This is a genomic window from Natronococcus sp. A-GB1, from assembly GCF_029688845.1.
In the GTDB taxonomy this organism is placed as follows: domain Archaea; phylum Halobacteriota; class Halobacteria; order Halobacteriales; family Natrialbaceae; genus Natronococcus.
Genome location: NZ_JARUKW010000001.1, coordinates 429,201 through 455,794, shown reverse-complemented (window position 1 = coordinate 455,794; position 26,594 = coordinate 429,201). Strand labels below are relative to the sequence as shown.

Genomic DNA, 26,594 nt, shown 5'->3' with positions numbered 1-26,594 from the left:
ACCGTTTCGTTGTTCGAACACCGGATTCTTCCTCCCGGATGCCATCTCGCCCGCGGTCGTCCCCCCGAGAAGGTCGAACAACTCCTGCGAGACGGTTTCGGGTGGGCCCGCAACACATATTATAGATCGATGAAACGTAGTTGGCGTGACCGAACGAACCGAGCTTCCGCTAGAAGCGTTTTACGACCTCACGGAGATCACCGACGTCGCAGTCTCGCCCGACGGCGATCGGGTCGCGTTCGCCGCGACCGAGTACGACCAGGACGCCGACGAGGCCGTCACCTCGTTGTTCGTCGCCCCGACGGACGGCTCGAGAGAACCACACCGGTTGACGACCGTCGCCGGTGCCTCGAGCCCCGCCTGGAGCCCGTCCGGAGACGAACTCGCGTTTCTCGCCGCGCGGGAGGCGGACGTCGGGCGACGGGTCGGGTGGCGGGACCGGGACGAAGAGGGTGACGACTCGAGTGCAGCGGACGGAGACGAAGACACCGACGCGACGAACGACGAGGGCGGATCCGAAGCCGACGACGACCCGAAGCCGCAGGTGTGGCTGTTCGACCTCGCTCGAGGCGGCGACGCCAGACAGGTGACCGATCGTGAGGAGGGTGTTGCGGAGTTCGACTGGAGCCCGGGCGGCGACCGACTCGTGATCGCCTCGCGGGACCCGACGGACGCCGAGCGCGAGTACCTCAAGCGGGTTCGCGGGGGCGGCCCGATCGAGACGACGCGTCTCCAGCACAAGGTCGACGGGTCCGGCTGGACGGACGACGTAACGACCTACCTGTTCGTCGTCGACCTCGAGTCGGGCGAGACCGAGCGGCTCGACGACGCCTACGGCGGCGGTGCGTTCCAGGACCTCACGGGGATGGAGCCCCGCTGGGGGCCGACCGATCGCATCGTGTTCACGTCGTGTCGACTCGGGCGACTCGACGACACACTGGTTCGGGACGTGTACACGATCGCGCCCGACGGCTCGGAGCTGCGGCGGCTGACCGATGGCGAGTGGCAGTGTACGCGCCCCTCCTGGCGCGACGACGGGACGCTCGGTTTCGTCGTGCGCGACCCGGAGGACTGGACGAAGCCCGACGAACTCTACTTTCATGACGGCGAGGAGCCGCGGTCGCTGACGGCCGACCTCGACAGGGGTGTTGGCCGCGGGGCGACGGTCAACTGGGTCGACGACACGGCGTACGTTCTCGTCGGCGACGAGGCCCGGACGCGACTCGCTCGCGCCGGCGTCGACGGGTCGACCGAACGGGTCTTCGAGGCCCAGGGCGACGATCGAGCGATCCTCGCGTTCGATGTCGCCGAGGACGGCTCGAGGGCCGCGCTCGTGTTCTCCCACCCTCGGGAGGGGACGGACGTCTACGCAGTCGCGGTCGACGACCTCGAGGCGAGCGAGCCGCCAGAATCGCTTCGACGGCTTTCGGCCGTCAACGACGAACTCCTCAGCGAATTCTCGATGCCAGAGGTCCGTCGCCTCGAGTGGGAGTCCGACGACTGGACGATCGACGGGGTCGTCTACCACGATCCGGGGCTCGATCTCGAGGACGGCCCGCACCCGCTCGTGGTGGCGATCCACGGCGGTCCCCTGTCCTACGACGAGCCGGTGTTCAGCTTCGCCCACGCGGCGCTGACGAGCCGGGGCTACGTCGTTCTCCGGCCGAACTACCGCGGCGGTACCTCCCGCGGGCGGGAGTTCGCCGACGTGCTGCGCGGCCGGTGGGGAACCGCGGAGGTCGCGGACATCGTCGCGGGGGTCGAAGCGCTCGTCGATCGAAGTTGGGTCGACCCCGATCGTGTCTTCGGCTACGGCTTCTCCTACGGCGGCGTCGCACAGGGCTACCTCGTCACGCAGACGGACCTGCTGACCGCGGCCGCGCCGGAGCACGGCATCTACGACCTGCGCGCGGATTTCGGGACCGGCGACACGCACAACTGGATGGAGGCCGACTTCGGCCTCCCCTGGGAGAGCCCGGAGAGCTACGACGCGGCCTCGGCCATCCTCGACGCCGACGAGATCGATACGCCGCTGCTCGTGACGGCGGGCGGCGAGGACTGGCGCTGTCCGCCGTCGCAGTCCGAACAGCTCTACACTGCCGCGCGCAAGCAGGGGGTCGACGCGAAACTAATCGTCTACCCCGACGAGCACCACAACATCGGCGACCCCGACCGGGCGATCCATCGCCTCGAGCAGATCCTCGGGTGGTACGAAACCCACGATCCGGAGGTCAAAAATCGGACGGATGGCTGATCGACGGGCGCATTATTCGGTGCCGACTCGCGGCTCGTCCCGGAAGAATTCCTCGAGTTCGAACGGCTCGTCCTCGCCCTTGACCCCGGTGACGTCCAGGGCCGTTACCTCGGCGTCGGTCTCGAGCAGCCCCGCGAGACTCGGCTCCGTGCGGCCCTCGTCGCTGCTGATGAGCTCCTTCACATAGAGCCCGCCCGCGCCGTGGAGGCGAACCTCCGCGTTCGTGGGCGACTCGAGGTCGCCCTCGATCTCGTAAACAGTGCGCTCGCGGGTCAGTCCCGCGCGACGGTGATCGACGCGCTGAGGGGTGTACTGCTCAACGGTGGTTCCCGAGAGCTCCGCGAGTACGGTCTCGAACGCGTCCTCGTCGACGGGGTCGGCGAACTCGACGTCCGCGCGGTAGCGCTTGCTCGCGTCGTGTTCTTTCACCCGTTCGACCATCTCGTAGGTCGCGAGTCGCAGCCCCTCGACTGCCACTGCGCCCTCGGCCGCGGCGTTGATCTCGCGCTCGAGGTCGGCGGGGTCCGGCTCCCGAAAGCGGGGTCGCTTGACCTCGAGGACGAACGGCCGACCTTCCTCGAGCATCCGGGCGTCGACGTCCTCGCGGCCCGCGCCGTGGAAGGTTCCCCCCTCGCCGTCCATCGCTTCGACGATGTGGGGACGGACGACCTGTTCGACGCTGGTGTCGTACATGTAGCCCGAGCCGCCACAGTAGTCACAGGGCTCCTCGCCGTCGTCGCCGAGCTGGATCCCGCTGCCGCCACACTCCCGGCAGGGCCACTCCGTCTGGGGGATGTCTCGCTCGAGCTTGCGATAGCGGCCGTAGACGAACGCGGGGTTGATCTGGACGTCGACTGCGTGGCTCGTGACGGCGTCGTCCGCGTCGAACTCGAGGGGGTCGAACGCCTCGAGGTCGACGACCGCGAGCACGTCGGGGCGATCGAAGTCGACCTCGGCGCCCGTCTTCGAGCCGACGCGCCGACCGACTTCGCGGTTCATCTCGCGTTTCATCGACTCGCCGACGTCGGGCTCGAGACTCCCGTCCTCGCGAAACAGCCGTTCGTTCTCCTCGACCAGCGGCGGAACCCGGGTGCCGACCTGGTAGGTAGCAAAGTCGACGCCCTCGAGTTCGTCGACGATCGTCTCCGCGATCGCGTCGAACGTGGCGCAGTACCCCTCACAGACCCAGCACGAATCGGGCTCGACGGGCTCGAAGTCGTCGTCGTCCTCGATCGCGATCGTCGTCCGCAGCGCCCGGCCCCGCTCGGCGTTGGTCAGCCCGAAGCTCCGCTCGGCGAACGGACGGCCGAGACAGGAATCACAGACCGATCCCGTCGCGAGCAGCGCGCGGGCGTCCTCGGTACTCATATGCGCCCACTCGGGTAGCCGCGGGTAACACGTTTTCCTTTCGACGCCTACAGCGGGTCACCGTGTCGGACTGTCCCACGAGGTTCAAATACGTCCGGTACAACCCGTCGGTATGGATCAGTATCGACCGAGCCGCCGCGGCGTTCTCGTGGGTGCGGGCGTCGGACTCGCCGGCCTGATCGCCGGCTGTGCCGAGCCGCGGACCGAGAGCTCGATCGAGGGGGATTCCTCGAGCGGGATCGATCGGGAGAACCGCGCGGACGGGTCGACCTACACCGACGTCTACGAGATGATCATCGACTCGGTGACCCAGATCCGCGTGTTCGGCATCGAGGACCCGTACACCGAGGAGGAGGGTCGGGGCCAGGGGTCGGGGTTCGTCGTCGACGGCGAGTACATCGTTACGAACGAACACGTGGTCGCCGGCGCGGAGGAGGTCGACCTCCAGTACATCAACGGCGACTGGTCGGGTACCCGATTGTTGGGCAGCGACCGCCAGAGCGACCTCGCGGTCCTCGAAGCCGACCACGTTCCCGACGGCGCGACCGCGCTGGGGCTGGCCGAGGAGCGACCCGTCGTCGGCCAGGAGGTGCTCGCGATCGGCAACCCCTACGGTCTCGAGGGCTCGATGTCGTCGGGGATCGTCAGCGGAGTCGATCGAACCGTTCCGGCACCCCACGGCGAGTTCACGTTCCCGAACGTCGTCCAGACCGACGCGGCGGTCAACCCCGGTAACAGCGGCGGGCCGCTGGTCGACCTCGACGGGAACGTCGTCGGCGTCGTCAACGCCGGCGGCGGCGACAACATCGGCTTCGCGATCTCGGCCGCGCTCTCCCGACGGGTCGTCCCCGCGCTTATCGAAGAGGGCGAGTACGACCACCCGTTCCTCGGAATCGCGCTCGCGACCGTCGACCGACTGATCGCCGAGGAGAACGACCTCGAGGAGGCGACGGGTGTCATCGTCACCGAAACGACCCACGAGCCCGCGACCAGCGCCCTCCAGGGGGCCGATCGAACCGTCGAGCGCGGCGGAGAGCCGGTCCCGGTCGGGGGGGACGTCATCCTCTCGATCGACGGGGAACCGATCCCGGACCGCCACGCGCTCTCGACGGTCCTCGCACTCGAGACCAGCCCTGGCGATACCGTCGCGGTCGAACTGCGCCGTGACGGCGAGGTCAGCACCGTCGACCTGACGCTCGGGGTGCGACCGACCGACGAATGAAGGGAACGAGTATGGGACCGAACGGCGTCCGTAGGGTCGACGATACCGGTTGTCGACAGCGAAAGTAACCGGTATCGATACAGTACATTCTCGATTTCAATACAGTCTTTTGCAACTGATTAAGGAGCATGAAAGGCGTCCGAGAGGAACGCTACCGCGACAGCTCGATCAATTAAATCCTCGATAACAATAGTGGGCTTCGGCGTAGTCGTCGATGGCGCAATGGCCGCCTGTTCCCTATGACCAACACCAACACAACCGACCCCGACGCCGGGCAGACTCCCTCCATAGACGTACATCTCGAACTCGACAGCGTCACGATCCAGAACAACGACGGTCCCAACGAGTGTGCGATGTTTCCGCGGGACGCGACCGAGATGGAGCTGATGACCAACTGGATCGCGGCCTACGACGACGCGTTCGTCAGGCTCGAGTCGATGCGCTGAGCCATGTACGCCTGGAGCACCGTCACCGCAATCGGGTTCTGGATCGGGACCCTCCTCCCGGTCGTCTACCTGCCGGTGTTTATCGCCGGCATCGATTCGGTGCAGGCGCTGACGCTGCTGTTCGGCCTGCTCGCCGTTCATGCGCTCGCCCTGATCGTCGGACACGGCTACGACGGGTCACGAACCCGGTGACCGGTCGATCCCCGCTGACGCCCTTTTCAGTTCGCGGGCTGCCAGACCTGTGCCTGCGGCGTACCGCAGTCGTCACAGACCGCGGCCGCGTTGTCCTTGTACTCCTCGCGTTCGAGTTCGCCGTCCTCACAGACCGGACAGGTCCGTCCCTCGAGGATGGCGAGTAGGTTCCGTTGCTGCCCAGCAGTGGACTGCGGTTTCGACATACCACTCCCACTGCCGCCTGACTGAGGTGAAACCGTTTGCCCTGTGTATGCAATGTACGGGTTGGTGAAATTACTGTGTGAGAGAGGGTCGCGAAGAAGTCGTTTCGACCGAGTGCGATCCGAAACCGTCGCCCCTATCCCCGCTGCTGACGTCCCACCGGTATGCGCCAGTTCGTACTCATCGGTCACGAGGTCCCGACCGAGCCGTCGTTCTCGCTGGACGACCTCGCGGGCGGAGCCGGTCGGCTCGATGCGCTCTGTCGATCGATCACGTCGGCGTTCGTCACCTCCCACGGGATCCGCGAGGACGTCCGAGTCCATCTCGTCGTGGGCGACGAGTTCACGATCACCTTCGACGGAAGCGAGCTTCGGCGGCTGAACCCCGACGAGCGAAGCACCGCCGCGCTGGTCCGGAAGGCACTCGAACACCGCGAGGAAGCCATCGGTGCGATGCCGGCCGAACCCAGTCCCGGGGTCGAACTCTATCGCCGCGGATTCGAGGATACCCTCGAGACCGTCGCCGACGAGGGCACCGTCGTCCAGCTCCACGAGGACGGCGAGCCCGTTACCGAAGCGGGAACGCTCGAGGATCCGATCTTCGTGCTCTCGGACCACCGGGACTTCACCTCCGAGGAGGCTGGGTTCCTCGAGACCGCGGCCGAGCGACGACTGCGGCTCGGCCCCGAACTCCTCCACGCCGACCAGGCGATCACGGTGGCCCACCACTTCCTCGACACCGACGGCTACGAGCGCGTTTAGGTAGTTGTTAGAGATTGGTTGCTAACAAGCCCCATGGTTTCGGCGGTGTATAACGGGAGTCGTTTCGCTCGAGCAGTTAGACGGCGCCGAGGCTCGAGGCAGGCACCGACGGTCGAGACCTGCCGTCAGCCGGCTCGAGAGCCGTTTTCGGAAGGGTTAAACGAGCGGCTGTCCACACTTTACCTGCGGGCCGGTGGGGTAGCTTGGTATCCTTCGGCCTTCGGGTGGCCGTAACCGCGATTCGAATTCGCGCCGGCCCACTTTCTCCCGCACTACAACAACGAGAAGCGGAGCGACGAGTCTGCAAGAGGGAGCCAGCCCGAAACAGAGTCAACCGAACGGGAGACGCACGGTAACGCGGATCCGTCACAGCGCGACCGTCTCTCGAACTATCAGAGGACTCGGTCGGGCCGAATCCGAACTATCACCCGCTCGGTTTCGACCGGGTTCGGATACTCCTCGACGTCCAGATACCGCTGCGAAAGCTCGTCGATGTGGGCTCGAGCGCCGTCCGTCCGCAGTCCTTCGACCTCACCGACGACCGACAGGTACCGGTACGGATCGTCCGGGTCGGTCATGCTGACCCCGACGGCGGGGTTCGCCCGCACGTTGCGCTCCTTCTGGCGGCCGCGCTCGGTGTTGACCAGCAGTCGCTCCGCCTCGGGATCGTAGTCGATCCAGACCGGCGTAATATGGGGCGCGCCATCGGCGGTTAGGGTTCCGACGTGAGCGAACGTCGGTTTCTCGAACAGGTCGTGGTACTCCTCGGGGATCGGGATCATGGTTTGGGACACGCTCGCCGACTTCTTGGTGCTGTCTCTCACTGGCGTGCTCGCTTGAGCGCCCGGCCACGCGAATGCCGGGGAGCGGCGTATAGTGGTCGAACGAGACCTACGGGTATGGATCAAACCCGACGACGACTGCTGCAGGTCGGCGGCGCGACGATGGCGACCGCACTGATCGCCGGCTGTGGCGACGACGAAGACGATGAAGAGGCTCCGGAGGACCCCACCGAAGAAGACGAGGACGGCGGACTCGACGGCGGCGAGGACGATCAGGCCGAAGCCGAGGAGGGAACCGGGAACGGCCAAGAGACCGACGAGGACGACGAGGAGTAACCTCGCGACACCACGTCGAGGCGATTTCTGTCGACTCTCAAATCGACTCGACCGACGGCACACGGATTCGAACCCAAACCGTTACCGGATTCGAGCGCCTCGAACTGACGATGACCGACGGACTCGACAGTGACGTCGCCTCCGCGGACGACGTCGCGAAGCGACGCGACGATGTTGCAGCCCGCGTACGAACTCACGCCGGCGAGATGGCCCGTGAGTTGGCGGTTCTACAGGGCGGAGACTACGGCCAGCGGACCTTCGAAACCGACGACGGAGACTGGACGCTGAAGTACGAGGCCGGCGACGTCCAGTACCTGCGATACGAGCCGAGTTCGGGCGCCGAGATCTACGTCGTCTCGAGCAAACAGCCGCCCGAACCGGGCCCGCTCGAGCGGGCGCTCGAGGACTACGACGCGTTCGTCGAGGTCTTCAACGACCACATCGAGTCGTTCGAGGGGCTGTTCGACGACGCGGCGACGGAGCTCCCCGCGGTCGCCAGCGCGGCGGAGCTGGCCGCCGAGCGTGACCGCATCCTCGAGCGAATCCGGGAGGTCGCAACCACGATGGCCCAGCAGCTCCACCGCTACGACGGGGAGTACGGCACCTATCGGACGACGGTGTCGGGCACCCGCTGGGAGCTGAAGTGGGACGGCGACGCGGTTTCGTACCTGCGAGTCGGCGGATCGGACGGTACCTACCTGCTCTCACAGTACGGTCCCGCGCCGGCCCCCGAGGTTCGTCGGCTCGTCGGCGACGTCGGCGCGTTCGTCTCCTCGTTCAACGAGGACGTCGCCGACCTCGAGGCGGACCTCGCCCGCGTCTCTTTCGAGACGACGACGTAGGCGCTGCCTACGGGTACAGACACCGACTGTAGGGACTCCGTTCTCCGCGCCTACTCGAGGACGCATCCTACGGATTCTGCCCGGCACTGGCTGGGAACGGTACCTGTGTCCGTGCCCGGACGACCGATCCCAGACCGTTCGTCCCGGCCTCGAGAGGGAAAGCAGGCACGGACGAACCGCTCGAGGCCGTCGCTCTCCGGCGGGTGACGGAACAAACGGAACGCCCTCAGACGTCGACGTATCGACTGACCCACTCCTGGCGCTGCTGGAGTTCGCGTCGACCTTTCGGCGTCAGCGCGTAGTAGTTCGTCCGCCGGTCGAGCTGGCCCTTCTCGATGAGTTCCTTCTCGACGAGCGCGTCGAGATTCGGGTACAGCCGGCCGTGTGTAACCGGCTGGTCGATGTACTGGTTGATGTCGTCGAGGATTTCCTGTCCCGACGGTCGGTCCTTGCCCGCGATGACGTACAGCAAGTCGCGCTGGAATCCGGTTAGTTCGTCCATGGAGTGTCCTCTGAGTGACGACCTTCAGCGATCTGTGGCTTTGTTATAGAGCGGGTACGTTCGCTCGTCCCACCGGAACGCACTACATAGGCGGCTTTCGGCTCACGCTACTCGGTCACAGTCCGAAATCGTGACGGGGCGTTTTTTACGTCGACTGCCGTATCGGGAGTTATGCCAACCGATCCGCTCGCCTGGGAAACCCTCGAGGAACGGACGTCGTACTCCTGTCCGGGGTTCGACGTGATCACCGAAACCGTCCGGCTCCCGGACGAGAGCGAAACCGAGTTCGACTACGTCTCGGAGCCGGCGAGCGTCTGCGTCCTACCGTTTACGCCCGACGGCGACGTCGTCTGCATCGAGGAGTGGCGCCAGGCGGTCTCGCGGGTCAATCTCGGACTTCCCGTCGGCGGCACCGAACCCGACGACGACGACCTCGAGGCCGCGGCCAGGCGCGAACTGGCCGAGGAAACCGGCCACGAGGCCGAGCGACTCGAGGCGCTCGTAACGGTCGAGCCCGCCAACGGAATCGCCGACTCCGTCATGCACTTTTTTGTCGCCTACGACTGTCGGCCCACGACCGAGCAACGGCTCGACCACAACGAGAGCATTCGGGTCACCGCGACGAGCCTCGAGGAGCTCACGGAGGCGGTCCGTACCGGGGAGATCCGCGACGGTAGGACGGTGCTTGCGCTGTCGTACTACCGCTTGTTCGAGGACGGCCAGTAGCCGTACCGACCGTCGGCAAAGAAAGATCGACCGGGCTCTCGCGCCGATCAGGCGATGATCGAGAGCTGCTCGTCGTCGTTCTCGTCGTCCACGTCGTTATCCTCCTCGGGTTCGTCGTCAACCTCTTCATCGAGGGTGTCCTCGAGCTCGTCCGTATCGAGGATGATCGTTTCGGCAGTCGCGTCACTGATCGTAATCACCGACGCGGAAGCCTGGGTAACGACTTCTTCCTCGACCTCGTCGTTCTCGTTGTCTTCCTCATCGTTAGCGATTTCGTCGTTCTCGTCGTTAGCGACCTCGTCGTTCTCCTCTTCGTCGTTAGCAACTTCGTCGTCTTCCTCCTCGACGTCCTCGAGCGATTCGACGGTCATCGAGTCGAAGGTGATCTCGTCGACGTCGAACTGCTCGATGGTCAGCTGCTCGATCTCCTGTGTTTCGGCCTCGTCGTCGGCGACCTCGTCATCTTCGTCGTCAGCGACGTCGTTCTCCTCATCGTCCATCATCTCATCATCGTCGTTCATCTCATCGTCAGCGACGTCGTTCTCCTCATCGTCCATCATCTCATCATCGTCGTTCATCTCGTCGTCAGCGACGTCGTTCTCCTCATCGTCCATCATCTCATCATCGTCGTTCATCTCGTCGTCAGCGACGTCGTTCTCCTCGTCATCATCGAAGATACCCTCGAACCAGTCACCGATCTGGTCGAGGATACCATCGTCCTCGATGGTCAGCTCATCGATGCTCATCTCCTCGACATCCATCGTCTCGATGGTGAGATCCTCGACGACGAGTTCGTCAGCTTCCTCGTCGATCAGGTCGATTTCCTCGTCGTCAGCGACATCGTTCTCCTCATCATTAGCAACATCATCGTCCTCGTCCGCAACGTCGTTCTCCTCGTCATCGGCGACATCGTTCATTTCGTCCTCCTCGAATTCGAGGTCTTCCATCGTCACGTCCTCGAGTTCGAGCGACTCGATCTCGACGTCAGTAAGCATGAGTTCCTCAGCGACGTCGTTCTCCTCGTCATCGGCGACATCGTTCTCCTCGTCATCGGCGACATCGTTCTCCTCGTCATCGGCGACATCGTTCTCCTCGTCATCGGCGACATCGTTCTCCTCGTCATCGGCGACATCGTTCTCCTCATCTTCGTCGAGTTCCGCCTCGAGTTCCTCTTCATCAACGCTGAACTGCTCGACGTTCAATTCCTCGATCGTCGCGTCCTCGACGGTTGCGCTGTCGAGTTCGAGCATTTCGACCTGTACGTTCTCGAGTGTTGCGCTCGTCTCTCCGGCGTTATCGCTCGTATTTACGGACGCTCCGGCGAGGCTGGACCCTCCAGAGAGTGCGACCATTACTACGACGAAAATCACGCCGAGTTGCTGCAGTCGTGAGACCATGCGTTTCGGCCTACAGTCAGACCGCGACTAAAGCGAGGGGACTGTTCCACCATTATTTCAGAGAAAATCGCGATTAGCGCCAGCAACGGACGGCCGGATCACCAGAGAAGAAAAACGGTGAAGAGCAGCCACTTTATGTAGTAGTATCCTTGTTGTGCTTGCGGCTGCTGCGATATTATTTTTAGAGGAGAGTGAACGAGTGTTTACCGGAGTATTCGATCGGCGAAAAATTAAACGGTGGTTCGACCGAGAACCCGATCGAACCTCGAACCGCGTTCGGAGTCGTTCCGGTTAGCTCAGGATCGACGGCAGTTCGTCGTCGTTCTCCTCGTCGTCGTCGAGCAGGCCATCGTCTTCGTCTTCTAGCAGGCCGTCATCCTCGTCATCTTCGATGTCCTCGAGTTCGTCGGCGTCGGCGAGGGTGAGTGACGCGGCGGTCGCATCACCGATCTCGATCATCGATGCGGAGGCATTCGAGATGGTTTCTTCGTCATCAGCGACGTCGTTCTCCTCGTCATCCATCATCTCATCGTCGTCGTTCATCTCGTCGTCAGCGACGTCGTTTTCGTCATCGGCGACGTCGTTATCCTCGTCGTCAGCCTCTTCGACCGACTCGACGGTCATCGAGTCGACGTTGATCTCGTCGGCGTCAAACTGCTCGATGGTGAGTGAGCCGATCTCCTGTGTCTCGACCTCGTCATCCTCGTCGTTAGCGACGTCGTTCTCCTCGTCATCCATCATCTCCTCGTCATCCATCATCTCCTCGTCATCCATCATCTCCTCGTCATCGGCAACATCGTTCTCTTCCTCAACAGTCAGTTCGTCGATGGTCAGCTGGTCGACGTCCATCGACTCGATAGTGAGCTCTTCGATGGTGAGCTCATCTGCGTCCTCGTCGAACACGTTCGCTTCGTCGTTCTCCTCGTCGTCAGCGACATCGTTCTCCTCGTCGTCAGCGACATCGTTCTCCTCGTCGTCAGCGACGTCGTTCTCCTCGTCGTCAGCGACGTCGTTCTCAGTATCCTCCTCGAAGTCCTCCATTGTCACGTCCTCAAGTTCGAGCTGCTCGAGCTCGATGTCTGTGATGGTGACTTCGTCGACGTCGTTCTCCTCATCCTCCATCATCTCATCGTCGTCGTTAGCGACATCGTTTTCATCGTCGTCAGCGACATCGTCCTCCTCATCGAGTGCGTCCTGGAGCTCCTGGGTGTCAGCGTCGAGTTCCTCGACGTTCAGCTCCTCTATTGTCGCGTCTTCGATAGTGACGCTATCGAATTCGAGTGTCTCGACCTGTACGTTCTCGAGTGTTGCGCTCATGTCTCCGGCGTCGTCGCTCGTGCTCATAGACGCTCCGGCGAGGGCAGACCCTCCCGAGAGCGCGACCATTAGCACGACAAAGACCACGCCAAGTTGCTGCGGTCGTGAAACCATGCACGCCACGGTACATCCAGTCGGAGAGTAAAACGAGACGACTGTTACACCATTGTCATCGAGAAAAGACTACTTAGAATCGTGCAACCGTCCCTAATCTCTCGTTCATCGTATCGGCTGCTATGATCGTAATCAACATTGGTACGACAGCGGATCGATGCCGAGCCCGAGGACCGTCGGCGCGGAACGGAACGTTTACCGACGCCCTCGCCAACACACGGTCGATGCGCGAGTGCTTCGAACTCCGGGACGCCGACGCCGGCGGTCGTATCGGCGAACTCACCGTCCCGCGTGCCGACGTGACCGTCGAGACACCGGCGCTGTTACCGGTGATCAACCCGAACCTGGACACGATTTCCCCCCGGCGGCTCGCCGAGGAGTTCGGCGCCGAGATCCTCATTACCAACTCATATATCATCTACGGCACCGACGACGTCCGCGAGGCAGCCCTCGAGGACGGCCTCCACGAGCTACTCGATTTCCCCGGCGCGATCATGACCGACTCCGGCTCCTTCCAGTTGGCGGAGTACGGCGAGATCAGCGTCACCACCGAGGAGATCCTCGACTTTCAGTACCGGATCGGTTCCGACATCGCCACCCCGGTCGACATCCCGACGCCCCCGGACGTCTCCCGCGAGCAAGCCGAAGGCGAACTCGAGACGACCCAGGAGCGCCTCGAGATCGCCGAGACCGTCGACACCGGCGAGATGCTCGTCAACGCGCCCGTCCAGGGTTCGACCTATCCCGACCTCCGCGAGGAGGCCGGGCGCCACGCTGCCGGAACCGACCTCGACGTCTTCCCTGTCGGTGCGGTCGTCCCCCTGATGAACGACTACCGCTACGACGACATGATCGACGCCGTCGCGGGCGCGAAACGCGGCCTCGGCGCCGATGCGCCCGTCCACCTCTTCGGCGCCGGCCATCCCATGATGTTCGCGCTCGCGGTCGCGATGGGCTGCGATCTGTTCGATTCGGCGGCGTACGCGCTGTACGCCCGCGACGATCGCTACCTGACGGTTCGTGGCACCCGTCACCTCGAAAATCTCGACTACATGCCGTGTTCGTGTCCCGTCTGCGTCGCCCACTCGCCCGACGAGTTACGAGCGCTGTCCGACCGGGAGCGCGAAGAGGAGCTCGCCGCGCACAACCTCCACGTCACGTTCGAGGAGATCCGACGCATCAAGCAGGCCATCCGCGCGGGCAACCTCCTCGAACTCGTCGAACAGCGCGCCCGCGCCCATCCGACGATGCTCGACGGCTACCGGACACTGCTCGATCACGCCGACCAGCTCGAGCGTTCGGATCCGGTCTCGAAGGGCGCCTTTTTCTATACCTCCCACGAGAGTGCGCGCCGACCCGAGGTGCTGCGCCACCACCAGCGCCTCGACCGGCTCTCGGTACCCGACTCGCTGTTTCTCACCGAGGGCGACTCCGACAGCGAGCGCTACGACGAGTCCTGGCGGGTCCAGCCGCCGTTTGGCCCCTTCCCGCGGGCGCTCTCGAAGAGCTACCCCCTCACCGCCGAAGTTCCCAAGCGAACCGACCGCGGGGCGCTCGAGGCCGCGGCCGACGGCGTCGCCCGTTTAGTTGAGACGAATCCCGAGACCGAGTTCGCGCTCGGACACCAGGGGTGGCCGGCGGACGTTCTCGAGCGGATACCAGACGGCGTTGACCTCGTCGATCTGTCCGGGGGAGGCGGCTGAAAGTCCCGTTTGCAGGTTCGTTTGCGCAGCCACTACTGCACCCAAATAGCGATTACAGCGCGGCTCCTTGAGGGCCATGTCCGATACGGACCAGAACAGCAAAGGGGCGAGCACGACCCAGTAGCGGTATGCTCGGGGCCGCGTCACTCGTTCTCGGCGGAATCGTCGGGGTGTTTTTCATCTCGTGGCTGGTCGGCCGCGTTCGTTCTTCTGACAGCGAACGGCGAGCGTCCGCAGCGCGCCATCGGGAGGCCCAGCAACGCGAGCCGCCGGTCGAGATCGGCGACACTCGAACGGTCGCCATCGAGGAGTTCACGACACATCACTCCGGGACGCGTCAGGCGGTCTGCAGGATCGAGGGGTTCGTCGTCTTCGTCGAAGACCTGCCCGACGACCTCGAGGAACGAGACGTCATCGAGATCACGATCCTCTCGTTCAACCGCGGCCACACCTCCGCGACCGCGACTTTCCTCGAGCGGGCCTGATCACTCGCCGAGTTCCTCCTCGAGCGAGAGCCACCAGAGGTAGCCCTCGCCGACGACCTCGTGGCCCTCGAGTCGGCCGGCCTCGACCAGCGACTCGAGTTGGGGGATCAGCTCCCCGGGGGTAACGTCGAACTTTCCCGCGAGATAGGTAGTGTTGACAACGGGCTTGGGGGCGGTGCGGATCGCCTCGACGAGTCGGTCGTTGTCGATCGAGTCGCCCTCGGTGCTTCGATCCCCGTTCGGCGGTGGCGACATACGGGACGTACGGTCTCGACCGGGTTGAATCTGGGCCAACGGGAGACGGGAAGGGCTTTTCGCCGCTGCCGGTGTGGATCGGGTATGCTTCGCCCGCTGCTGCTCGCGTTCGCCGTCCTCGAGGTCCTCGTACCGGATCGGATCGTCGCTTGGGGAGAGCGACGTGCCTTCGAGAACCCGGAAAGCGGCCGACTTCGACCCTGGACGCTTCCCCTGGCGCGCCTCGAGGGTGTCACGGCGATCTGGCTCGTCCGAAACCGCGAGACGGCGTGGCCCGGCATCAAGCCGCTGTTCGCCGTTCTCGGCCTGCCGGCCCTGTTACAGCCGCGGGCGTTTCTGAACGTCGCGCTCGCGACGGCCTACGAGAACCCCGAGGAGATCGAGCTCAAGCCGTGGGTCGTCCCGTTCACGCGGGCTCTGGGCGCCTGCTACCTCGTCGTCGCGCTGTGGCCCGGCCGCTCCGGATCGCCGTCGGACGCCCGGTCGGACCCGTAGCCGACGGCTATCGACAGCCTCTTTCGCGCCCCACCGTCATATCCGGTATGACCGACTACTTCGAAGTACACGCACGCGACGGGGCCGCGCGCGTGGGCGAGCTTCGCCTCGAGGAGCCGCGTTCGACGCCCGCGCTCGTCGACGACGTCCTCGAGGACGCGGGCTCGCTGTGGAGCGCCGATCGGGGAGTACCCGAGGGCGACGACTCCAGTCTCACCGTCCTTCCCCACCGCGGGTTCCCCGGCGGCACCGCCGACGAGGTCAAGGAATCCTTCGCCGTCGAGTATCCCAATGTCGACTACCCGAGCGTCGCCGTCGTCTCCAGCGACCACGCCGACGACCACGGTACCGACGCCTACACCGTCTCGGACGTCCAGTCGATCACAGGCCACGGCGCGGCGCTGGTCGAGGCCGTCGTCGAAGCCCGCGAGGCGATGCCCACTGACACCGCACTCTACTTCTCGGGGGTCGCCACGCCGCGCAACGTCGCCGTGCTCGCCTACGCCGGCGTCGACCTGTTCGACGAGACGGCCGCTGTCGTGAAAGGAACTCAGGGTCGGTACCTGACAACCGACGACGCCTACTTCCTCGAGGACCTCGAGGAGCTGCCCTGTGCCTGCCCCGCCTGCGAAAAGCCGCGCGAGGAGTTCACGCGCGAGGACTGCGTCGAACACAACGTCAACGCCCTCGAGGCAGAACTGGGGATCGTCCGTCGACGGATCCGTGACGGCCGGCTCCGGGATTACGTCGAGGGCCAGGCCCGCCAGGACCAGTGGCTCACCGCCGCGATGCGCGAACTCGACAGCCAGTGGGGCTACCTCGAGGAGCGGACGCCCATCCTGCGGGATGCAGAGATCGACGCCGCGAGCAGCGATACGATTCGGCGGGTCGAGATCCAACGCTACGCCGACCGCGTGACGACTCGGTATCGAAATCGGTTTTCGAACCCGCTCGTCCTCGTTCCCTGTTCGGCGGCCAAACCCTACAGCGAGTCCCAGAGCCACCGCCAGTTCCACGACGCGATCCAGTTCCGGGGCCACCTCGTCTCGATGACCAGCCCCATCGGCGTCGTCCCCCAGGAACTCGAGACGACCTACCCCGCCCAGCATTACGACACCGTCGTCACGGGTCGCTGGTCCGAAGACGAGAAGCAGTTCGTGAGTCAGGTTCTGCAGCGGTACCTCGAGCGTAACTCCTACCCGGAGATCATCGCCCACGTCCCCGACGAGGGCTACCGGGATATCGTCGGACGGGTCGAGGACGAGCTCGAACTCGATATTACGTACACCGTGGAGGAGCACCCGACCGACACCGAGTCGCTGGCGAACCTCCAGCGGGCACTGTCGGGCGAACTCAAGTACTCGAAACGCGAGCGCGAGCACAACACCGTTCGCGCCATCGCGGACTACCTGCTGGGCGACGGGGCGGGCGACGAGCTCTTTTCGGACATCCAGACCACGAGTCGCTACCCGAAGATCCAGGTCCGTGATCGCGACGAGACGCAGCTGGCGACGATGGTACCCCAGTACGGGACGCTGTCGTTCACGCTCGAGGGCGCCAAGATGTGGGTCGACAGCGAGGCGCCGACCAAACGTGTCGAGATCGACGGCTTCGTCCCCCACGGCAGCGTGCTCGCGCCGGGGGTCGTCGACGCCGACGAGGAGATTCGGGTGGGCGACGAGGTCGTTGTCGAGGGGCCAAAGGCCTTCGGCGTCGGCCGCGCCGAGATGTTCGGCCGCGAGATGGCCGAAAGCACGCGCGGTATCGCCTGCGAGATCCGTCACGTCGAGGAGAAGTAGTCACAGACGCACATCCTCTATGCGAATCGTCCTGTGATCCATGAGTTGCGCTTCCGGTGGGTCAATTCCTCCCCTGGCACCAGTTCGGCAGCGTATCGTATACAGACCAAGCAGGTGACGAAACGATAGTCGGTTTCTCCCGTGGCCGTCGAGAATCGCGTACCGAGTACGCAGCGCGAACACGACGCCCCTCGTAAGCTAATCGACGGGGTTAATCGCCGGTCGGCACCGCCCACTGGCAATTAACCGGGCCGGCTCGTGCAAACCGTCCTGTTTTATCAGTACGTATTAGTGTGCATATACAATGAATACCACTCGGCGAACACTGGTAGCGTCGGGAACGTCTCTCGTCGCGGCTGGGATGTTCGGGTCGCTGTCGACGGCAGCGACCGAACACGACGAGGACGAAGAACCTGCCGAGGACGATTCTGAGTACGCTCCAGTCGAGGAGTCCGCGAGCTGGTCGTCGTACGTCGGGACCGTGGGAAATACGGGTGCCGTACCCGCAGACGGCGCTTTTCCTGAGCCGGAAACGGTCGCGTGGGAACACGACGACTCGGGTCACGTCGCCATCGCCGACGGACGGGTCTATCTCCGGTCGGAGAACTCGCTTTACGCTCTCGACGACGGTGATGGTTCGGTCGTCTGGACGGCCGACGACGTCGGAACCGAAGGCGGTGTCCGGTATGGAACGCCGGCAGTCGCCGACGAGACGGTCGTTATCGGCGGCGATCGACTGACGGCGCTCGACGCCGACAGCGGTGAGGTTCGCTGGAGCCAGGAGTTCGATACCGAGAGTGACGAGGCGGTAACGAGCCCGACGGTGGCGTTCGACACCGTGTTCGTCGTTGCCGACGAGGCCCTCCACGCCTTCGAATTAACTGACGGATCGCTCCGGTGGAGTCGGGAGTCGATCGAACTCGACCCGCCCGAGGATTCGGATCTGGACGACAGCCAGGATGTCGCCTTCGTCTCGACACCGGCCGTGTCGAACGAGTACGTCTACGCGGGTGTGGGTCACGACGACCCCGCTGGGGTGGCGGCTCTCGACGTCGATGCAGGCGAGACACAGTGGGCGCATGCTATCGAAGAGGAGACGAGGAGGTACGCCGAGAGCTTCAACCGTGATATTCTGGCGACCGAAGACAGGGTATACACGCGTGGCGGAGACGTAGATCAGGGGTTGTTGTATCCCGTTCTGGATTCTCGGACAGGTGAAGAAGTGACTCGAGAGAACGCATCCCGGACCCGACCGGCCGCGACGGACGAAGTTCGTGTCTCGACAGGGCGAAGCGGGTTCTCCGTCGAGAACCACGAGACGGACGAAGGGTGGAGCAAGGGTGGTGACGCCGACGGATGGAGTCACACGGACGCGTGGGGACAGCCGGCTATCGCCGGAGAGACACTCGTGATCCCGTATCAAGTGAATGCCCCGGAGGGAGACGAAAACGATGGAATCTACGGCTTCGAGCTCGAGGACGGAACCGAACGGTGGCAGTTCACCCACGCCGATGTGGACGGCACAGATGTCTGGAACACCCACGGGTTCGTCGTCAGCGGGGAGAGTATCTACGTCACTGGGGGAGATCAGCTCCAGGTCCTTCGCCCCGAGGATCAGGAGCAGCAAGAAGAGGGCGACGAGGAAGACGAGGAGCAAGATCAAGAAGAGGGCGGCGAGGAAGACGAAGAGCAAGAAGCGGACGACCAACCGGAGGATTCGGACTCCGAGGACGAGTCGTCAGACGAGGAGCCATCGGAGGGCGACGAAGCTGACGACGGGGTTGATGAAACGCCAGGCGACGACACGGCGGAAGATGCTGACGATGATGCGTCGGACGCGGAATCCACAGAAGGCGCCGACGACGCCGACACCGGTGATGACGACGACACAGACGAGGCCGACGAGGACGATACTGACGAGGCCGACGAGGAGGAAGACGATACCGGCACCGACGACGGGGGCGCCGAGGCCGACGAGGGTGACGAGGACGTGGACGAGGGTGACGACACCGCTGGTGACACCGACGACAGTGATGACACCGACGACGCCGATGGGGTGCCCGGCTTCACTACCGGTGCAGGTATCCTCGGTGGCGTGCTCGGTCTCGAGTGGATGCGTCGGCAGGCGAGGACGGACAAGTCGGACGAAAAGCAATAACAGCGAGGACGAGCCGGTCGTACCGTCGCATGCTGTTGTTCGTCCGAGTGGGACTGCACGGAGGAACAACGCGGTACGTACAGGTGGACCATGTATCAGTTCGGTCCGACCGTTCTTCCTGCGGTGGCGTGCGCTGTCGACCGACCGAGCGAAAGCGAGGACGGTCGATGATGCCGCGCGAGGTCTTCGTGAACAGCGTGAACGAAGGCTTGTCAGAGCGTGCTCTGACAGTGGACGAACGAGCGCAGCGAGTGAGTCGGTTGGGGAGGGCGTGGCGATCCCGTGTGTTCGTGCGAGCAGGACTGCTACTCGTCGGTAGTACCGTGAAAGCCCCTGGCCCCTTTCAATCCCACCCAGGGTGGATAGTTGGGGCTGCAGACACGACGCCGGCCGTTCCATTCGCTTACCCGCGGATCGACGGCACGAGATCTAGCGCAACCGCAGCGATGGCGAAACCGAGAACAACGAGTGCGAGGCTGACGACCGCACCGGTCGTCCCGGCCACCTCGAGCAACCCTCGAACCCCGGTCGCGACGAACAGCAAGGCGAACCCGAGCAACACAACGGTGCCGACGACGTCGAGCAGTGCGTCTCTGACGGCGGTACGGACGACGACGTACAGCTCATCGCGATCGACCTCGGCCGCCGTTCCGCCGTCAGGTTTCGGTTCCGTTCCCATACGCACCGACGCGTTTCGAGGCGTATAAGTTTTCGAGAACGAACGATCGAGAGCGTCGACCGAACGGTTATTCAGTCCCCAACTCCGACCGCCCGTCGTGAACCTCTCGATCGTCGATCTGGCGCCTGTTCGGGACGGAGAGAGCGCGACCGAGGGCTACGAGCACACGACCGAACTCGCTCGAGTCGCCGAGGAACTGGGCTACGAGCGGTTCTGGGTGGCCGAACACCACGGGCTGGCCGACTCGATCGCAAGCACTACGCCGGAGGTGTTGATCGCCCACCTCGCCGCGAAAACCGACAACATTCGCGTCGGTTCGGGAACCGTCCTGCTGAACCACTACAGTCCGTTCAAGGTTGCCGAGACGTTCGCCTCGCTGGACGGGCTGGCGCCCGGCCGAGTCGACCTCGGGCTCGGTCGCGCGACGGGAATGCCGGAAGTCGACCGCGCGCTGGGCACCGAGCGACGCAAGCGCAACCCCGATCAGGACCACCGAGAGAAGATCGAGGCCGCTACGAGCCATCTCTACAACGGGTTCGAGGAGGGCCACCCCTACGCGGATATCAAGATCCCGCGCTCGGCCGACGACGTCCCCGAGATCTGGGTGCTCGGCTCAAGCCCCTCGAGCGCCGAGATCGCCGGAGAGCTCGGGCTGCGGTACTGCTTCGCGGCGTTTATCCGCCCGCAGCTCGCCGAGCGCGCCTTCGAAACCTATCGCGACAACTTCGACCCCTCCGCGTTCGGCGCCGGCCCCGACGAGCCCCGGGGGATGCTCGCGGTGAACGCGGCGTGTGCCGAGACCGACGAGGAAGCGGCGCGGCTGCGGGCGACGGCCGAGGCCTCGTACAAACGGATGCAACGCGGCGTCGTCGGCTCGATGCCGTCGGTCGAGGAGGCGATCGACGAACTCGGCGGTGTTCCCGAACCGACCCCGAACCCGCTTCCGGACGGTGAGTGGCCGCGTTCGATTTCGGGGAGTCCGAAGACGATGCGGGATCTGCTCGAGCAACTGACCGTCCGGGTCGGCGTCGACGACGTAATCCTCCAGAACCTGATCGCCGATCACGACGACGTGATCCGATCGCACGAACTGCTCGCGGAGGCGGCCGATCTCACGGCCGCGCGCTGAGGCGACTCGGACGGGGTCGAAACCGCGCCGTTACCAGTGAACCGCCAAGTTGGCCAGATCGGCGCCGATCGCGAACGGAAGCAACAGGACCGTCGCCGCGTACACGAGGCCGACCAGGACGGTATCACGGACGCTTCGGTCCGGGAAGTCCTCCGACGTCAGCGAGTGACGTACCGCGCCGAGCAGCGTCCTCGTTTCTCCGAACGCCCGTTCGGTTCCGTTCATCGCCAGCGTTCACCCCCGTGACGGATTCGCATGATAATTCTCAATCTATTGTGTGGGCTGGATTCGGATAACTGTGCCCATTGCATTACGAAGGTGTTCGGGTACGGCAGGATCGATCCGACCGCCCGATTCGCTCACTCTCCGAGTATCGAATCGAAGAACTTCCGCTCCGAGGTCCGCAGATGTTGGTTGAACGTTGCGGGTGAGATGCCGAGTCGGTCGGCGATCTCCTCGCCGGTACTCTCACGGGGCCAGTCGAAGTAGCCCGCAAAGTAGGCCGTCTCGAGGGCAGCCCGCTGCTTTTCGGTGAGGTCGCTCTCAAGAACCGACTCCGAGCCCGACTCCGAGCGATCGCCCCGTTCGGTCGTCCGCTGGGCGAGGTAGGTGACGTCCGGGCGCTGTTCTTTGAGCAGTTCGATCATCTGGCGGGTGTCCCGGCCGCGAGGGAGTTCGACGACGAACCGGAACTCGCCGTCGGCGATCGTCGCGGAGGCGACCCGACCGCCGTGGGTCGCGATCGTCTCAAACAGCGAGACCGCCGTCGGCGCGACGAGCTCGAACTCGAAGTAGTCCTTTCGAGCCGAGAGGACCCGAGCCTCGCCGAGACCGTCGGTTTCCTCGATCGTCTCGAGGAACGTCTCCTGGTCGAGATTGGACGCGGAGCCGTAGACCAGCAGCGTCTCGTCGCCATGGATCATCTGGTCGAACCGGATCGTACACGACTCCTCGGTGGAGAGGGCGATCAACTCCGGAGCCATCTCCCCGATCCGGAACTCGAGTTCGATGACGGCGTCGCTGACCAGCGCGTCCTTGCGTTCGATGGCGGTGATCGCGTGGGCGATAACGTCGCCGATCCGCGAGAGGATCGTCGCCTCGGCGTCGGTGAACGACCGGGCCGATGCCGAGTAGACGTTCAACACGCCGTAGACGAGATCCTCGTGGACGATCGGGATCGCGACCGTCGATCGGTAGCCGCGGTCGCTTGCAGCCTCCCGCCACGGGCCGAACGTCTCGTCGGTCTGTGTATCCTGGGCGATCTGGACCTCGCCGGTTCGGATCGCCGTTCCGGAGGGTCCCTGGCCCCGTTCGTCGTCCGGATCAGCGGTGACCTCGACCTCGTCGAGGTAGCCGTTCTCGGCGCCGGCAGCCGCGGTTGGCTCGATCCGGTCGCTGCCAGGGTTGACGCTCCCGAGCCAGGCGAACCGGTAGCCGTCCGACTCGACGAGGCGGTCACAGACCTCCTGTTCGAGCTCTGCGCGGGTTTCGGTCGTGATCACCGCGTGGGTGATGTCGTGGCCGATCCGGTTGAGGCGGTTGAGTGCCTCGAGCTGTTCGCGCTGGCGTCGGCGTTGTCGTTCCTGGTGAGCCCGTTCGATCGCGTGGTGGATCGTCCGGATCAGCAACTCGTCGGTGACCTCGTCCTTGACGAGGAAGTCCTGGGCACCGCTTTGAATTGCCTGGACGCCGACCTCCTGGTCGCTGACGCCGGTGAAGACGACGATCGGCGTCTCGTCGGCGACGTCGTCGACCGTCTCGAGGGTGTCGAGCCCACGACTGTCCGGAAGGTTCAGATCGAGCAACACGAGATCCGGCGGCGTCGATCGGAGCGTCTCGAGGCCCTCCTCGAGGTGGTCCTCGTGGATCACCGTCGGCGCCTGGTTCGTCGACTCGTCGGGGTTGACTCGCTGGGTGAGTTCGGTCGCGTCCCGGAGCATCTCCTGGATTAGCCGCGCGTCGCCGGGGTTGTCCTCGATCAGCAGCAACTCGAGCGTGCCGCCGATATCGGCGTCGTCGCCGGCCCCGGAGACGACGTCGTTCATTGACCCTCCTCCTCGGGGGGGAGTCGGACCACGGAGAACCAGAACTTCTCGAACGCGCGGACGGTCTCGATGAACTCGTCGGGGTCGACCGGCTTCGTCAGGTAGGCGTTCGCGTGGAGCTCGTACGATCTGGCGATGTCCTCCTCGGCTCGCGAACTCGTCAGGACGATCACCGGGATCGACTGAAGCTGGGGATCGTCCTTGAGATCGGCGAGTACTTCCTCGCCGTCCTTCCGGGGAAGATTGAGGTCGAGCAACACGAGATCGGGTCGCGGCGCGTCCTCGTACTCGCCTCGCTGGTGGAGAAAATCCAACGCGTCGCTGCCGTCCGAGACGGTGTGCAGGTCGTTGTCGATCCGACCCTGCTTGAACGCCTCTCGGGTTAGACGGACGTCACCCGGATTGTCCTCGACCAGGAGCAGCTGTGCGGGTTCGGGGGAGTGCTGTCCTGACTCGCTCATTGGTCTTCGGTTAGTACTCGACGGTCGTTTCTGCTTCGGTTTCGCAGGTGAAGGGAGAGCTTCGACGCGGTCCTCGAGTCACGTTCCGCGTCCGAACTCGCGGAATCCGTCTCGAACCCGCAGCGAGCGCAACTGTTCGGAGACAAGGTTACCTGCAATTGTCGACGAAGACGGATATACGTGCGGTCTTCGCGTGCGAACCTCGAGTCCCCAAACGCGACGGTCGTGTCGTCGAACGCACCCCACTACGAGCGCGAGACTCCCCGGCTGGAACTCGATCCGTTTACAGGGAGTTCCGTATCGTAGTATAAACTGTATCGGCGAAATCGGAGTCGCGATAGCGACGAAAGCGAGTCGCCACGGCGTCGCTCGCCTCGCACGCGGAAGATAAAATACGGAAGCCGTCGCTCGAGAGTAGCCCGATCTTCGCGGTTCGGTTCTCGGTGGACGACGGATCCCGTGTGCTCGAGACAGGACCGGACGGCTCGGTACCGAATCGTTCCCGACGGGAACGGAGTTCCGTTCGCAGCCCTGTCGCTCCGCTACCGGCCACCATCTCGAGACGACCGGGAGTGAGTGCGGTACAGCTCGACAAACGACGAGGGCGATCGTCCGCGGGGAGTGCGACGTCGTGATCGTGTTCCGAATCACTGGGGACCGGTTCTCCCTCGAGCACGTCCGAGCAGCCTCGGTGTCGGCGTACTCGTACCGGTTTCAGGTAGACGGAAAACGAATATAAATCCGGTATCGCGATAGAGAATCGACTTCGGTAGTGCGATCAGTTTTCCCGCGTCCGCTCGCTTGTTGCTACCAGCGGTTCGGATCGTGCTCTGATGCCGTCGCTCGAAAACTGCTTTCGTACCGCCACACCGGAACGTCAGTCCCGATCCCAGCAGTCCGAGCTGGAGTGTGTACCGTCGGTTTCGTCGAACAGCAGCGACTCCGTACAGCTCGGGACGAGCTCGAGCGCGACCCAGTACTCCTCGTCGGACTGCTCGACGAAATACGCGCTGAGCTGTGGGTTGGAGTCCTCGTCGGCGTCGTAGAACGGGAGCTGTGACAGCGTCGTACCGAGTTCCTCGTACTCGTCTTGGTTGACCTCGATCGGGGTCCCGAGATCGTCGATCGCCTCTCGGAGGAGTTCGTGTTCGAGCGCGGACTCGCTCTCGTCGATCGCTACTGCGTCGTCAGGAATCCGCTCGAGCCCCTGTGCGTAGAGGTATCCGCCCTCGTACCCCTCCCGGCTGATGCAGCCGGTCATCGACACAGCGCCGACACCGGCGATCGAAGCCACCAGCTGCCTCCTGTTCAGGCACTGTCTAGTTCTGCACCTCCTCGATCGGCGTCTTTCCGTCGAGAGCTTGGTGCAGTCTCTGGCGGTTGTAGTAGTGCATGAATCGTTCAAACCATTCGCGTGCACTCGCCCGACTGCCCACCCACGAGTTATGGAAGCGGTCGATGCGCACTTTGAGGGTGTGAAACCATTTTTCGATGAGGTTTCGCTCGGTATAGTTGACCCGACCGCTTAACCCTAATCGAGCAAGGGCAGTTCGATAGCCGAATTGATCGACGAGAAATACGGTGTCGGAGAGATCGTATTTCTCGTTAAGTCGATGCAGAAACGCAGCTGCCGGAACGGTGCCATGCCGACCAAACAATGCGACATCGAGAATCAGCTTCGTTTCGGTGTCTATTGCAGCGCACAGCCAAGACCACTCGCCATTGATCTTGACAGCGGTCTCGTCAATCGCGACCCGCTTCGGCTGCGCCTCAGGCGGGTCGTACCCGATGTCAGCCAGCCGATGTACCCAGTTCCAGACCGCTCCGTGAGAGCGCTCAACGTCTAATTCAGCGAGAATCGTTGTTGTCTCCCGAAGTGAACAACCGGTCTGATGAAGGCGGACGGCGAACGCCCTGACGGGCGTCGCCGTCCGCTCGTTCTCCCAAGATTCTTCTAAATCCGCGTCGTAGCTCTCGCTGAGCAGGTCTGCGAGCATCCTAACCAATTCACTCAACGACCTGCTCGTTTCTCAAACTGGCTCAACTAGACAGTGCCCCTGTTCATATCACATATGACGTTTGATATGTGATGGGTTTTGCCTTGTTTCGGCCTCGAGTCGAGACGGTTCCCACGGTTGGTGCTGTCCCACCAGTGGTTTCCTCGAGCCGTTCGAACGCTGCCACCGAATGGCTGGCTAGTGGTTTCATACCGGTCCCGTTCGTACGGTCGCCCATGGACGAGATCTCACTCGGCGTTCCGGAACCGCTGCTCGAGCGACTGCCCGAGGACGACACCACCGCCGCGACCGACATGCAGGAGGCGGTTGGCGGCTGGGAACGACAGCTCAACCGCGTGATCGAGGAGTCCGAGGACGAGCGCGAGGCGGCCGGTCGAATCCTCGAGGCGATCGAGCGCTTCGAGGACCGATACCAAACCTACGACGAACTGGTCCCGGAGCTGCGGGCGTGGGGCCAGTCGCCGATCTACGCGATCGCGTGGCGGACGCTGTACGCCGACGTCGTCGCCCAACTGTACGAACACGACGGTCTCGGCGAGCATCTAGAGCGGGAGCGAAACGCCCAGTTGGTCGAGGACGGAATCCGGCTGCAGGACCTGTGACTTCCACCCCACTCTCCTCGCTCACGGCTGACGCCGTTCGCTCCTCGAGGGTAGCGTGAGACCGAAGATCTCACGGACCATGCGAACGGACGCGAAGCGCCCGTGAGCAGATGGGGCGTCCTGGCTTCCATGGCAGTGTCAGACGCAGTCTGACAGCCTGTCGAGATTCCCTCGACAAACGCGCTTTGCAGGAACCGAATCGGTTCCCATCGGGAGCGCAGTCTCCGCCGACGTTCGAAAATCGCTATGCGATTTTCACAGCCCATCAGAATCGCCGTGCGATTCTGAGGGCGTCGGCGCCG

General features: G+C 64.0%; 28 protein-coding genes and 1 tRNA gene. 16 read left to right on the top strand and 13 right to left on the bottom strand.

Annotation, left to right across the window (positions count from 1 at the left end):
- Positions 1–145 precede the first annotated feature (145 nt).
- Positions 146–2,254 carry a S9 family peptidase gene (locus QA600_RS02375; RefSeq protein ID WP_278290355.1) on the top strand — a complete coding sequence of 703 codons (2,109 nt, stop codon included), beginning with the start codon at positions 146–148 and terminating at the stop codon, positions 2,252–2,254.
- 12 nt (positions 2,255–2,266) lie between these two features.
- Here QA600_RS02375 and QA600_RS02370 read toward each other — a convergent pair whose 3' ends face one another.
- The gene (locus tag QA600_RS02370; RefSeq protein ID WP_278290354.1) at positions 2,267–3,622 is read right to left on the bottom strand and encodes a tRNA pseudouridine(54/55) synthase Pus10; all 1,356 of its coding nucleotides are present in this window, start codon (positions 3,620–3,622) and stop codon (positions 2,267–2,269) included.
- Positions 3,623–3,734: 112 nt separating this feature from the next.
- On the opposite strand from QA600_RS02370, the gene QA600_RS02365 reads away from it, so the two are divergent.
- The 3 genes from QA600_RS02365 (at position 3,735) to QA600_RS02355 (ending at position 5,482) form a co-directional block, all read left to right on the top strand.
- A complete protein-coding gene (locus QA600_RS02365; protein WP_278290353.1) occupies positions 3,735–4,844 on the top strand; it encodes a trypsin-like peptidase domain-containing protein in 1,110 nt (369 codons plus the stop codon).
- Between the two features lie 239 nt (positions 4,845–5,083).
- Positions 5,084–5,290, top strand: a complete 207-nt coding sequence (locus QA600_RS02360) for a hypothetical protein (RefSeq protein ID WP_278290352.1) — start codon at positions 5,084–5,086, stop codon at positions 5,288–5,290.
- A 3-nt stretch (positions 5,291–5,293) separates the two neighbouring features.
- Positions 5,294–5,482, top strand: a complete 189-nt coding sequence (locus QA600_RS02355) for a hypothetical protein (RefSeq protein WP_278290351.1) — start codon at positions 5,294–5,296, stop codon at positions 5,480–5,482.
- 26 nt (positions 5,483–5,508) lie between these two features.
- Here QA600_RS02355 and QA600_RS02350 read toward each other — a convergent pair whose 3' ends face one another.
- On the bottom strand, positions 5,509–5,688 hold the full coding sequence (locus QA600_RS02350; protein WP_278290350.1) for an HVO_A0556 family zinc finger protein: 180 nt from the start codon (positions 5,686–5,688) through the stop codon (positions 5,509–5,511).
- Positions 5,689–5,850: 162 nt separating this feature from the next.
- Here QA600_RS02350 and trmY point away from each other — a divergent pair, with 162 nt between their 5' ends.
- Entirely contained in the window at positions 5,851–6,447 is a 597-nt protein-coding gene (trmY, locus tag QA600_RS02345; RefSeq protein WP_278290349.1) for a tRNA (pseudouridine(54)-N(1))-methyltransferase TrmY, read from the top strand.
- A gap of 187 nt (positions 6,448–6,634) precedes the next feature.
- Positions 6,635–6,707 (top strand) — tRNA-Pro (locus QA600_RS02340).
- A 132-nt stretch (positions 6,708–6,839) separates the two neighbouring features.
- Here the strand turns inward: QA600_RS02340 and QA600_RS02335 are convergent.
- Positions 6,840–7,229, bottom strand: a complete 390-nt coding sequence (locus QA600_RS02335) for a PPOX class F420-dependent oxidoreductase (protein WP_278290348.1) — start codon at positions 7,227–7,229, stop codon at positions 6,840–6,842.
- Between the two features lie 117 nt (positions 7,230–7,346).
- Between QA600_RS02335 and QA600_RS02330 the strand changes: the two genes are divergently transcribed.
- Positions 7,347–7,565 (top strand): hypothetical protein, encoded by a 219-nt coding sequence (locus QA600_RS02330; protein ID WP_278290347.1) that lies wholly within the window; start codon positions 7,347–7,349, stop codon positions 7,563–7,565.
- A gap of 110 nt (positions 7,566–7,675) precedes the next feature.
- Positions 7,676–8,407: a hypothetical protein gene (locus QA600_RS02325; protein ID WP_278290346.1), complete on the top strand. Its 732-nt coding sequence runs from the start codon at positions 7,676–7,678 to the stop codon at positions 8,405–8,407.
- A gap of 226 nt (positions 8,408–8,633) precedes the next feature.
- Here the strand turns inward: QA600_RS02325 and QA600_RS02320 are convergent, their stop codons facing one another.
- Entirely contained in the window at positions 8,634–8,909 is a 276-nt protein-coding gene (locus QA600_RS02320; protein ID WP_005554076.1) for a PadR family transcriptional regulator, read from the bottom strand.
- Positions 8,910–9,080: 171 nt separating this feature from the next.
- Between QA600_RS02320 and QA600_RS02315 the strand changes: the two genes are divergently transcribed.
- A complete protein-coding gene (locus QA600_RS02315; protein WP_278290345.1) occupies positions 9,081–9,635 on the top strand; it encodes an NUDIX hydrolase in 555 nt (184 codons plus the stop codon).
- Between the two features lie 47 nt (positions 9,636–9,682).
- Here the strand turns inward: QA600_RS02315 and QA600_RS02310 are convergent, their stop codons facing one another.
- The gene (locus QA600_RS02310; RefSeq protein WP_278290344.1) at positions 9,683–11,032 is read right to left on the bottom strand and encodes a hypothetical protein; all 1,350 of its coding nucleotides are present in this window, start codon (positions 11,030–11,032) and stop codon (positions 9,683–9,685) included.
- A 291-nt stretch (positions 11,033–11,323) separates the two neighbouring features.
- On the bottom strand, positions 11,324–12,463 hold the full coding sequence (locus tag QA600_RS02305; protein ID WP_278290343.1) for a hypothetical protein: 1,140 nt from the start codon (positions 12,461–12,463) through the stop codon (positions 11,324–11,326).
- A gap of 224 nt (positions 12,464–12,687) precedes the next feature.
- Here QA600_RS02305 and tgtA point away from each other — a divergent pair, with 224 nt between their 5' ends.
- Positions 12,688–14,166 carry a tRNA guanosine(15) transglycosylase TgtA gene (gene tgtA, locus QA600_RS02300; RefSeq protein ID WP_278290342.1) on the top strand — a complete coding sequence of 493 codons (1,479 nt, stop codon included), beginning with the start codon at positions 12,688–12,690 and terminating at the stop codon, positions 14,164–14,166.
- A gap of 128 nt (positions 14,167–14,294) precedes the next feature.
- Positions 14,295–14,651 carry an RNA-binding protein gene (locus QA600_RS02295; RefSeq protein WP_278290341.1) on the top strand — a complete coding sequence of 119 codons (357 nt, stop codon included), beginning with the start codon at positions 14,295–14,297 and terminating at the stop codon, positions 14,649–14,651.
- Here the strand turns inward: QA600_RS02295 and QA600_RS02290 are convergent, their stop codons facing one another.
- Entirely contained in the window at positions 14,652–14,906 is a 255-nt protein-coding gene (locus tag QA600_RS02290) for a hypothetical protein (RefSeq protein WP_278290339.1), read from the bottom strand.
- A gap of 84 nt (positions 14,907–14,990) precedes the next feature.
- Between QA600_RS02290 and QA600_RS02285 the strand changes: the two genes are divergently transcribed.
- From QA600_RS02285 to QA600_RS02275, 3 genes are all read left to right on the top strand, one after another.
- Complete coding sequence (locus tag QA600_RS02285) at positions 14,991–15,401, top strand: hypothetical protein (protein WP_278290338.1); 411 nt, start codon at positions 14,991–14,993, stop codon at positions 15,399–15,401.
- Between the two features lie 47 nt (positions 15,402–15,448).
- Entirely contained in the window at positions 15,449–17,200 is a 1,752-nt protein-coding gene (gene arcS, locus QA600_RS02280; protein ID WP_278290337.1) for an archaeosine synthase subunit alpha, read from the top strand.
- 304 nt (positions 17,201–17,504) lie between these two features.
- On the top strand, positions 17,505–19,358 hold the full coding sequence (locus QA600_RS02275; RefSeq protein ID WP_278290336.1) for a PQQ-binding-like beta-propeller repeat protein: 1,854 nt from the start codon (positions 17,505–17,507) through the stop codon (positions 19,356–19,358).
- Positions 19,359–19,761: 403 nt separating this feature from the next.
- Here QA600_RS02275 and QA600_RS02270 read toward each other — a convergent pair whose 3' ends face one another.
- Positions 19,762–20,037, bottom strand: coding sequence for a hypothetical protein (locus QA600_RS02270; protein ID WP_278290335.1), 276 nt, complete (start codon positions 20,035–20,037; stop codon positions 19,762–19,764).
- Positions 20,038–20,134: 97 nt separating this feature from the next.
- On the opposite strand from QA600_RS02270, the gene QA600_RS02265 reads away from it, so the two are divergent.
- Positions 20,135–21,166 (top strand): LLM class flavin-dependent oxidoreductase, encoded by a 1,032-nt coding sequence (locus QA600_RS02265; protein ID WP_278290334.1) that lies wholly within the window; start codon positions 20,135–20,137, stop codon positions 21,164–21,166.
- A gap of 30 nt (positions 21,167–21,196) precedes the next feature.
- Here the strand turns inward: QA600_RS02265 and QA600_RS02260 are convergent, their stop codons facing one another.
- From QA600_RS02260 to QA600_RS02240, 5 genes are all read right to left on the bottom strand, one after another.
- Positions 21,197–21,391 (bottom strand): hypothetical protein, encoded by a 195-nt coding sequence (locus QA600_RS02260; RefSeq protein WP_278290333.1) that lies wholly within the window; start codon positions 21,389–21,391, stop codon positions 21,197–21,199.
- 134 nt (positions 21,392–21,525) lie between these two features.
- Positions 21,526–23,211, bottom strand: a complete 1,686-nt coding sequence (locus QA600_RS02255) for a bacterio-opsin activator domain-containing protein (protein ID WP_278290332.1) — start codon at positions 23,209–23,211, stop codon at positions 21,526–21,528.
- Positions 23,208–23,672, bottom strand: a complete 465-nt coding sequence (locus QA600_RS02250; protein WP_278290331.1) for a response regulator — start codon at positions 23,670–23,672, stop codon at positions 23,208–23,210. Before QA600_RS02250 ends, QA600_RS02255 begins: the two co-directional genes overlap by 4 nt.
- An 877-nt stretch (positions 23,673–24,549) precedes the next feature.
- Positions 24,550–24,966 (bottom strand): hypothetical protein, encoded by a 417-nt coding sequence (locus tag QA600_RS02245; protein ID WP_278290330.1) that lies wholly within the window; start codon positions 24,964–24,966, stop codon positions 24,550–24,552.
- 25 nt (positions 24,967–24,991) lie between these two features.
- Positions 24,992–25,669, bottom strand: coding sequence for an IS6 family transposase (locus QA600_RS02240; protein ID WP_278290329.1), 678 nt, complete (start codon positions 25,667–25,669; stop codon positions 24,992–24,994).
- A gap of 236 nt (positions 25,670–25,905) precedes the next feature.
- Between QA600_RS02240 and QA600_RS02235 the strand changes: the two genes are divergently transcribed.
- On the top strand, positions 25,906–26,292 hold the full coding sequence (locus QA600_RS02235; RefSeq protein WP_005554097.1) for a hypothetical protein: 387 nt from the start codon (positions 25,906–25,908) through the stop codon (positions 26,290–26,292).
- Positions 26,293–26,594 lie beyond the last annotated feature (302 nt).

Bases quoted from the DNA above. Each gene is read 5' to 3' on its own strand.
- QA600_RS02365 (WP_278290353.1), top strand. From the start codon at position 3,735: ATGGATCAGTATCGACCGAGCCGCCGCGGCGTTCTCGTGGGTGCGGGC.
- QA600_RS02325 (WP_278290346.1), top strand. From the start codon at position 7,676: ATGACCGACGGACTCGACAGTGACGTCGCCTCCGCGGACGACGTCGCG.
- trmY (WP_278290349.1), top strand. From the start codon at position 5,851: ATGCGCCAGTTCGTACTCATCGGTCACGAGGTCCCGACCGAGCCGTCG.
- QA600_RS02260 (WP_278290333.1), bottom strand. From the start codon at position 21,391: ATGAACGGAACCGAACGGGCGTTCGGAGAAACGAGGACGCTGCTCGGC.
- QA600_RS02295 (WP_278290341.1), top strand. From the start codon at position 14,295: ATGCTCGGGGCCGCGTCACTCGTTCTCGGCGGAATCGTCGGGGTGTTT.
- QA600_RS02250 (WP_278290331.1), bottom strand. From the start codon at position 23,672: ATGAGCGAGTCAGGACAGCACTCCCCCGAACCCGCACAGCTGCTCCTG.
- arcS (WP_278290337.1), top strand. From the start codon at position 15,449: ATGACCGACTACTTCGAAGTACACGCACGCGACGGGGCCGCGCGCGTG.
- QA600_RS02320 (WP_005554076.1), bottom strand. From the start codon at position 8,909: ATGGACGAACTAACCGGATTCCAGCGCGACTTGCTGTACGTCATCGCG.
- QA600_RS02330 (WP_278290347.1), top strand. From the start codon at position 7,347: ATGGATCAAACCCGACGACGACTGCTGCAGGTCGGCGGCGCGACGATG.
- QA600_RS02360 (WP_278290352.1), top strand. From the start codon at position 5,084: ATGACCAACACCAACACAACCGACCCCGACGCCGGGCAGACTCCCTCC.
- QA600_RS02255 (WP_278290332.1), bottom strand. From the start codon at position 23,211: ATGAACGACGTCGTCTCCGGGGCCGGCGACGACGCCGATATCGGCGGC.
- QA600_RS02305 (WP_278290343.1), bottom strand. From the start codon at position 12,463: ATGGTTTCACGACCGCAGCAACTTGGCGTGGTCTTTGTCGTGCTAATG.
- QA600_RS02310 (WP_278290344.1), bottom strand. From the start codon at position 11,032: ATGGTCTCACGACTGCAGCAACTCGGCGTGATTTTCGTCGTAGTAATG.
- QA600_RS02370 (WP_278290354.1), bottom strand. From the start codon at position 3,622: ATGAGTACCGAGGACGCCCGCGCGCTGCTCGCGACGGGATCGGTCTGT.
- QA600_RS02285 (WP_278290338.1), top strand. From the start codon at position 14,991: ATGCTTCGCCCGCTGCTGCTCGCGTTCGCCGTCCTCGAGGTCCTCGTA.
- QA600_RS02315 (WP_278290345.1), top strand. From the start codon at position 9,081: ATGCCAACCGATCCGCTCGCCTGGGAAACCCTCGAGGAACGGACGTCG.
- QA600_RS02355 (WP_278290351.1), top strand. From the start codon at position 5,294: ATGTACGCCTGGAGCACCGTCACCGCAATCGGGTTCTGGATCGGGACC.
- QA600_RS02270 (WP_278290335.1), bottom strand. From the start codon at position 20,037: ATGGGAACGGAACCGAAACCTGACGGCGGAACGGCGGCCGAGGTCGAT.
- QA600_RS02290 (WP_278290339.1), bottom strand. From the start codon at position 14,906: ATGTCGCCACCGCCGAACGGGGATCGAAGCACCGAGGGCGACTCGATC.
- QA600_RS02350 (WP_278290350.1), bottom strand. From the start codon at position 5,688: ATGTCGAAACCGCAGTCCACTGCTGGGCAGCAACGGAACCTACTCGCC.
- QA600_RS02335 (WP_278290348.1), bottom strand. From the start codon at position 7,229: ATGATCCCGATCCCCGAGGAGTACCACGACCTGTTCGAGAAACCGACG.
- tgtA (WP_278290342.1), top strand. From the start codon at position 12,688: ATGCGCGAGTGCTTCGAACTCCGGGACGCCGACGCCGGCGGTCGTATC.
- QA600_RS02240 (WP_278290329.1), bottom strand. From the start codon at position 25,669: ATGCTCGCAGACCTGCTCAGCGAGAGCTACGACGCGGATTTAGAAGAA.
- QA600_RS02235 (WP_005554097.1), top strand. From the start codon at position 25,906: ATGGACGAGATCTCACTCGGCGTTCCGGAACCGCTGCTCGAGCGACTG.
- QA600_RS02275 (WP_278290336.1), top strand. From the start codon at position 17,505: ATGAATACCACTCGGCGAACACTGGTAGCGTCGGGAACGTCTCTCGTC.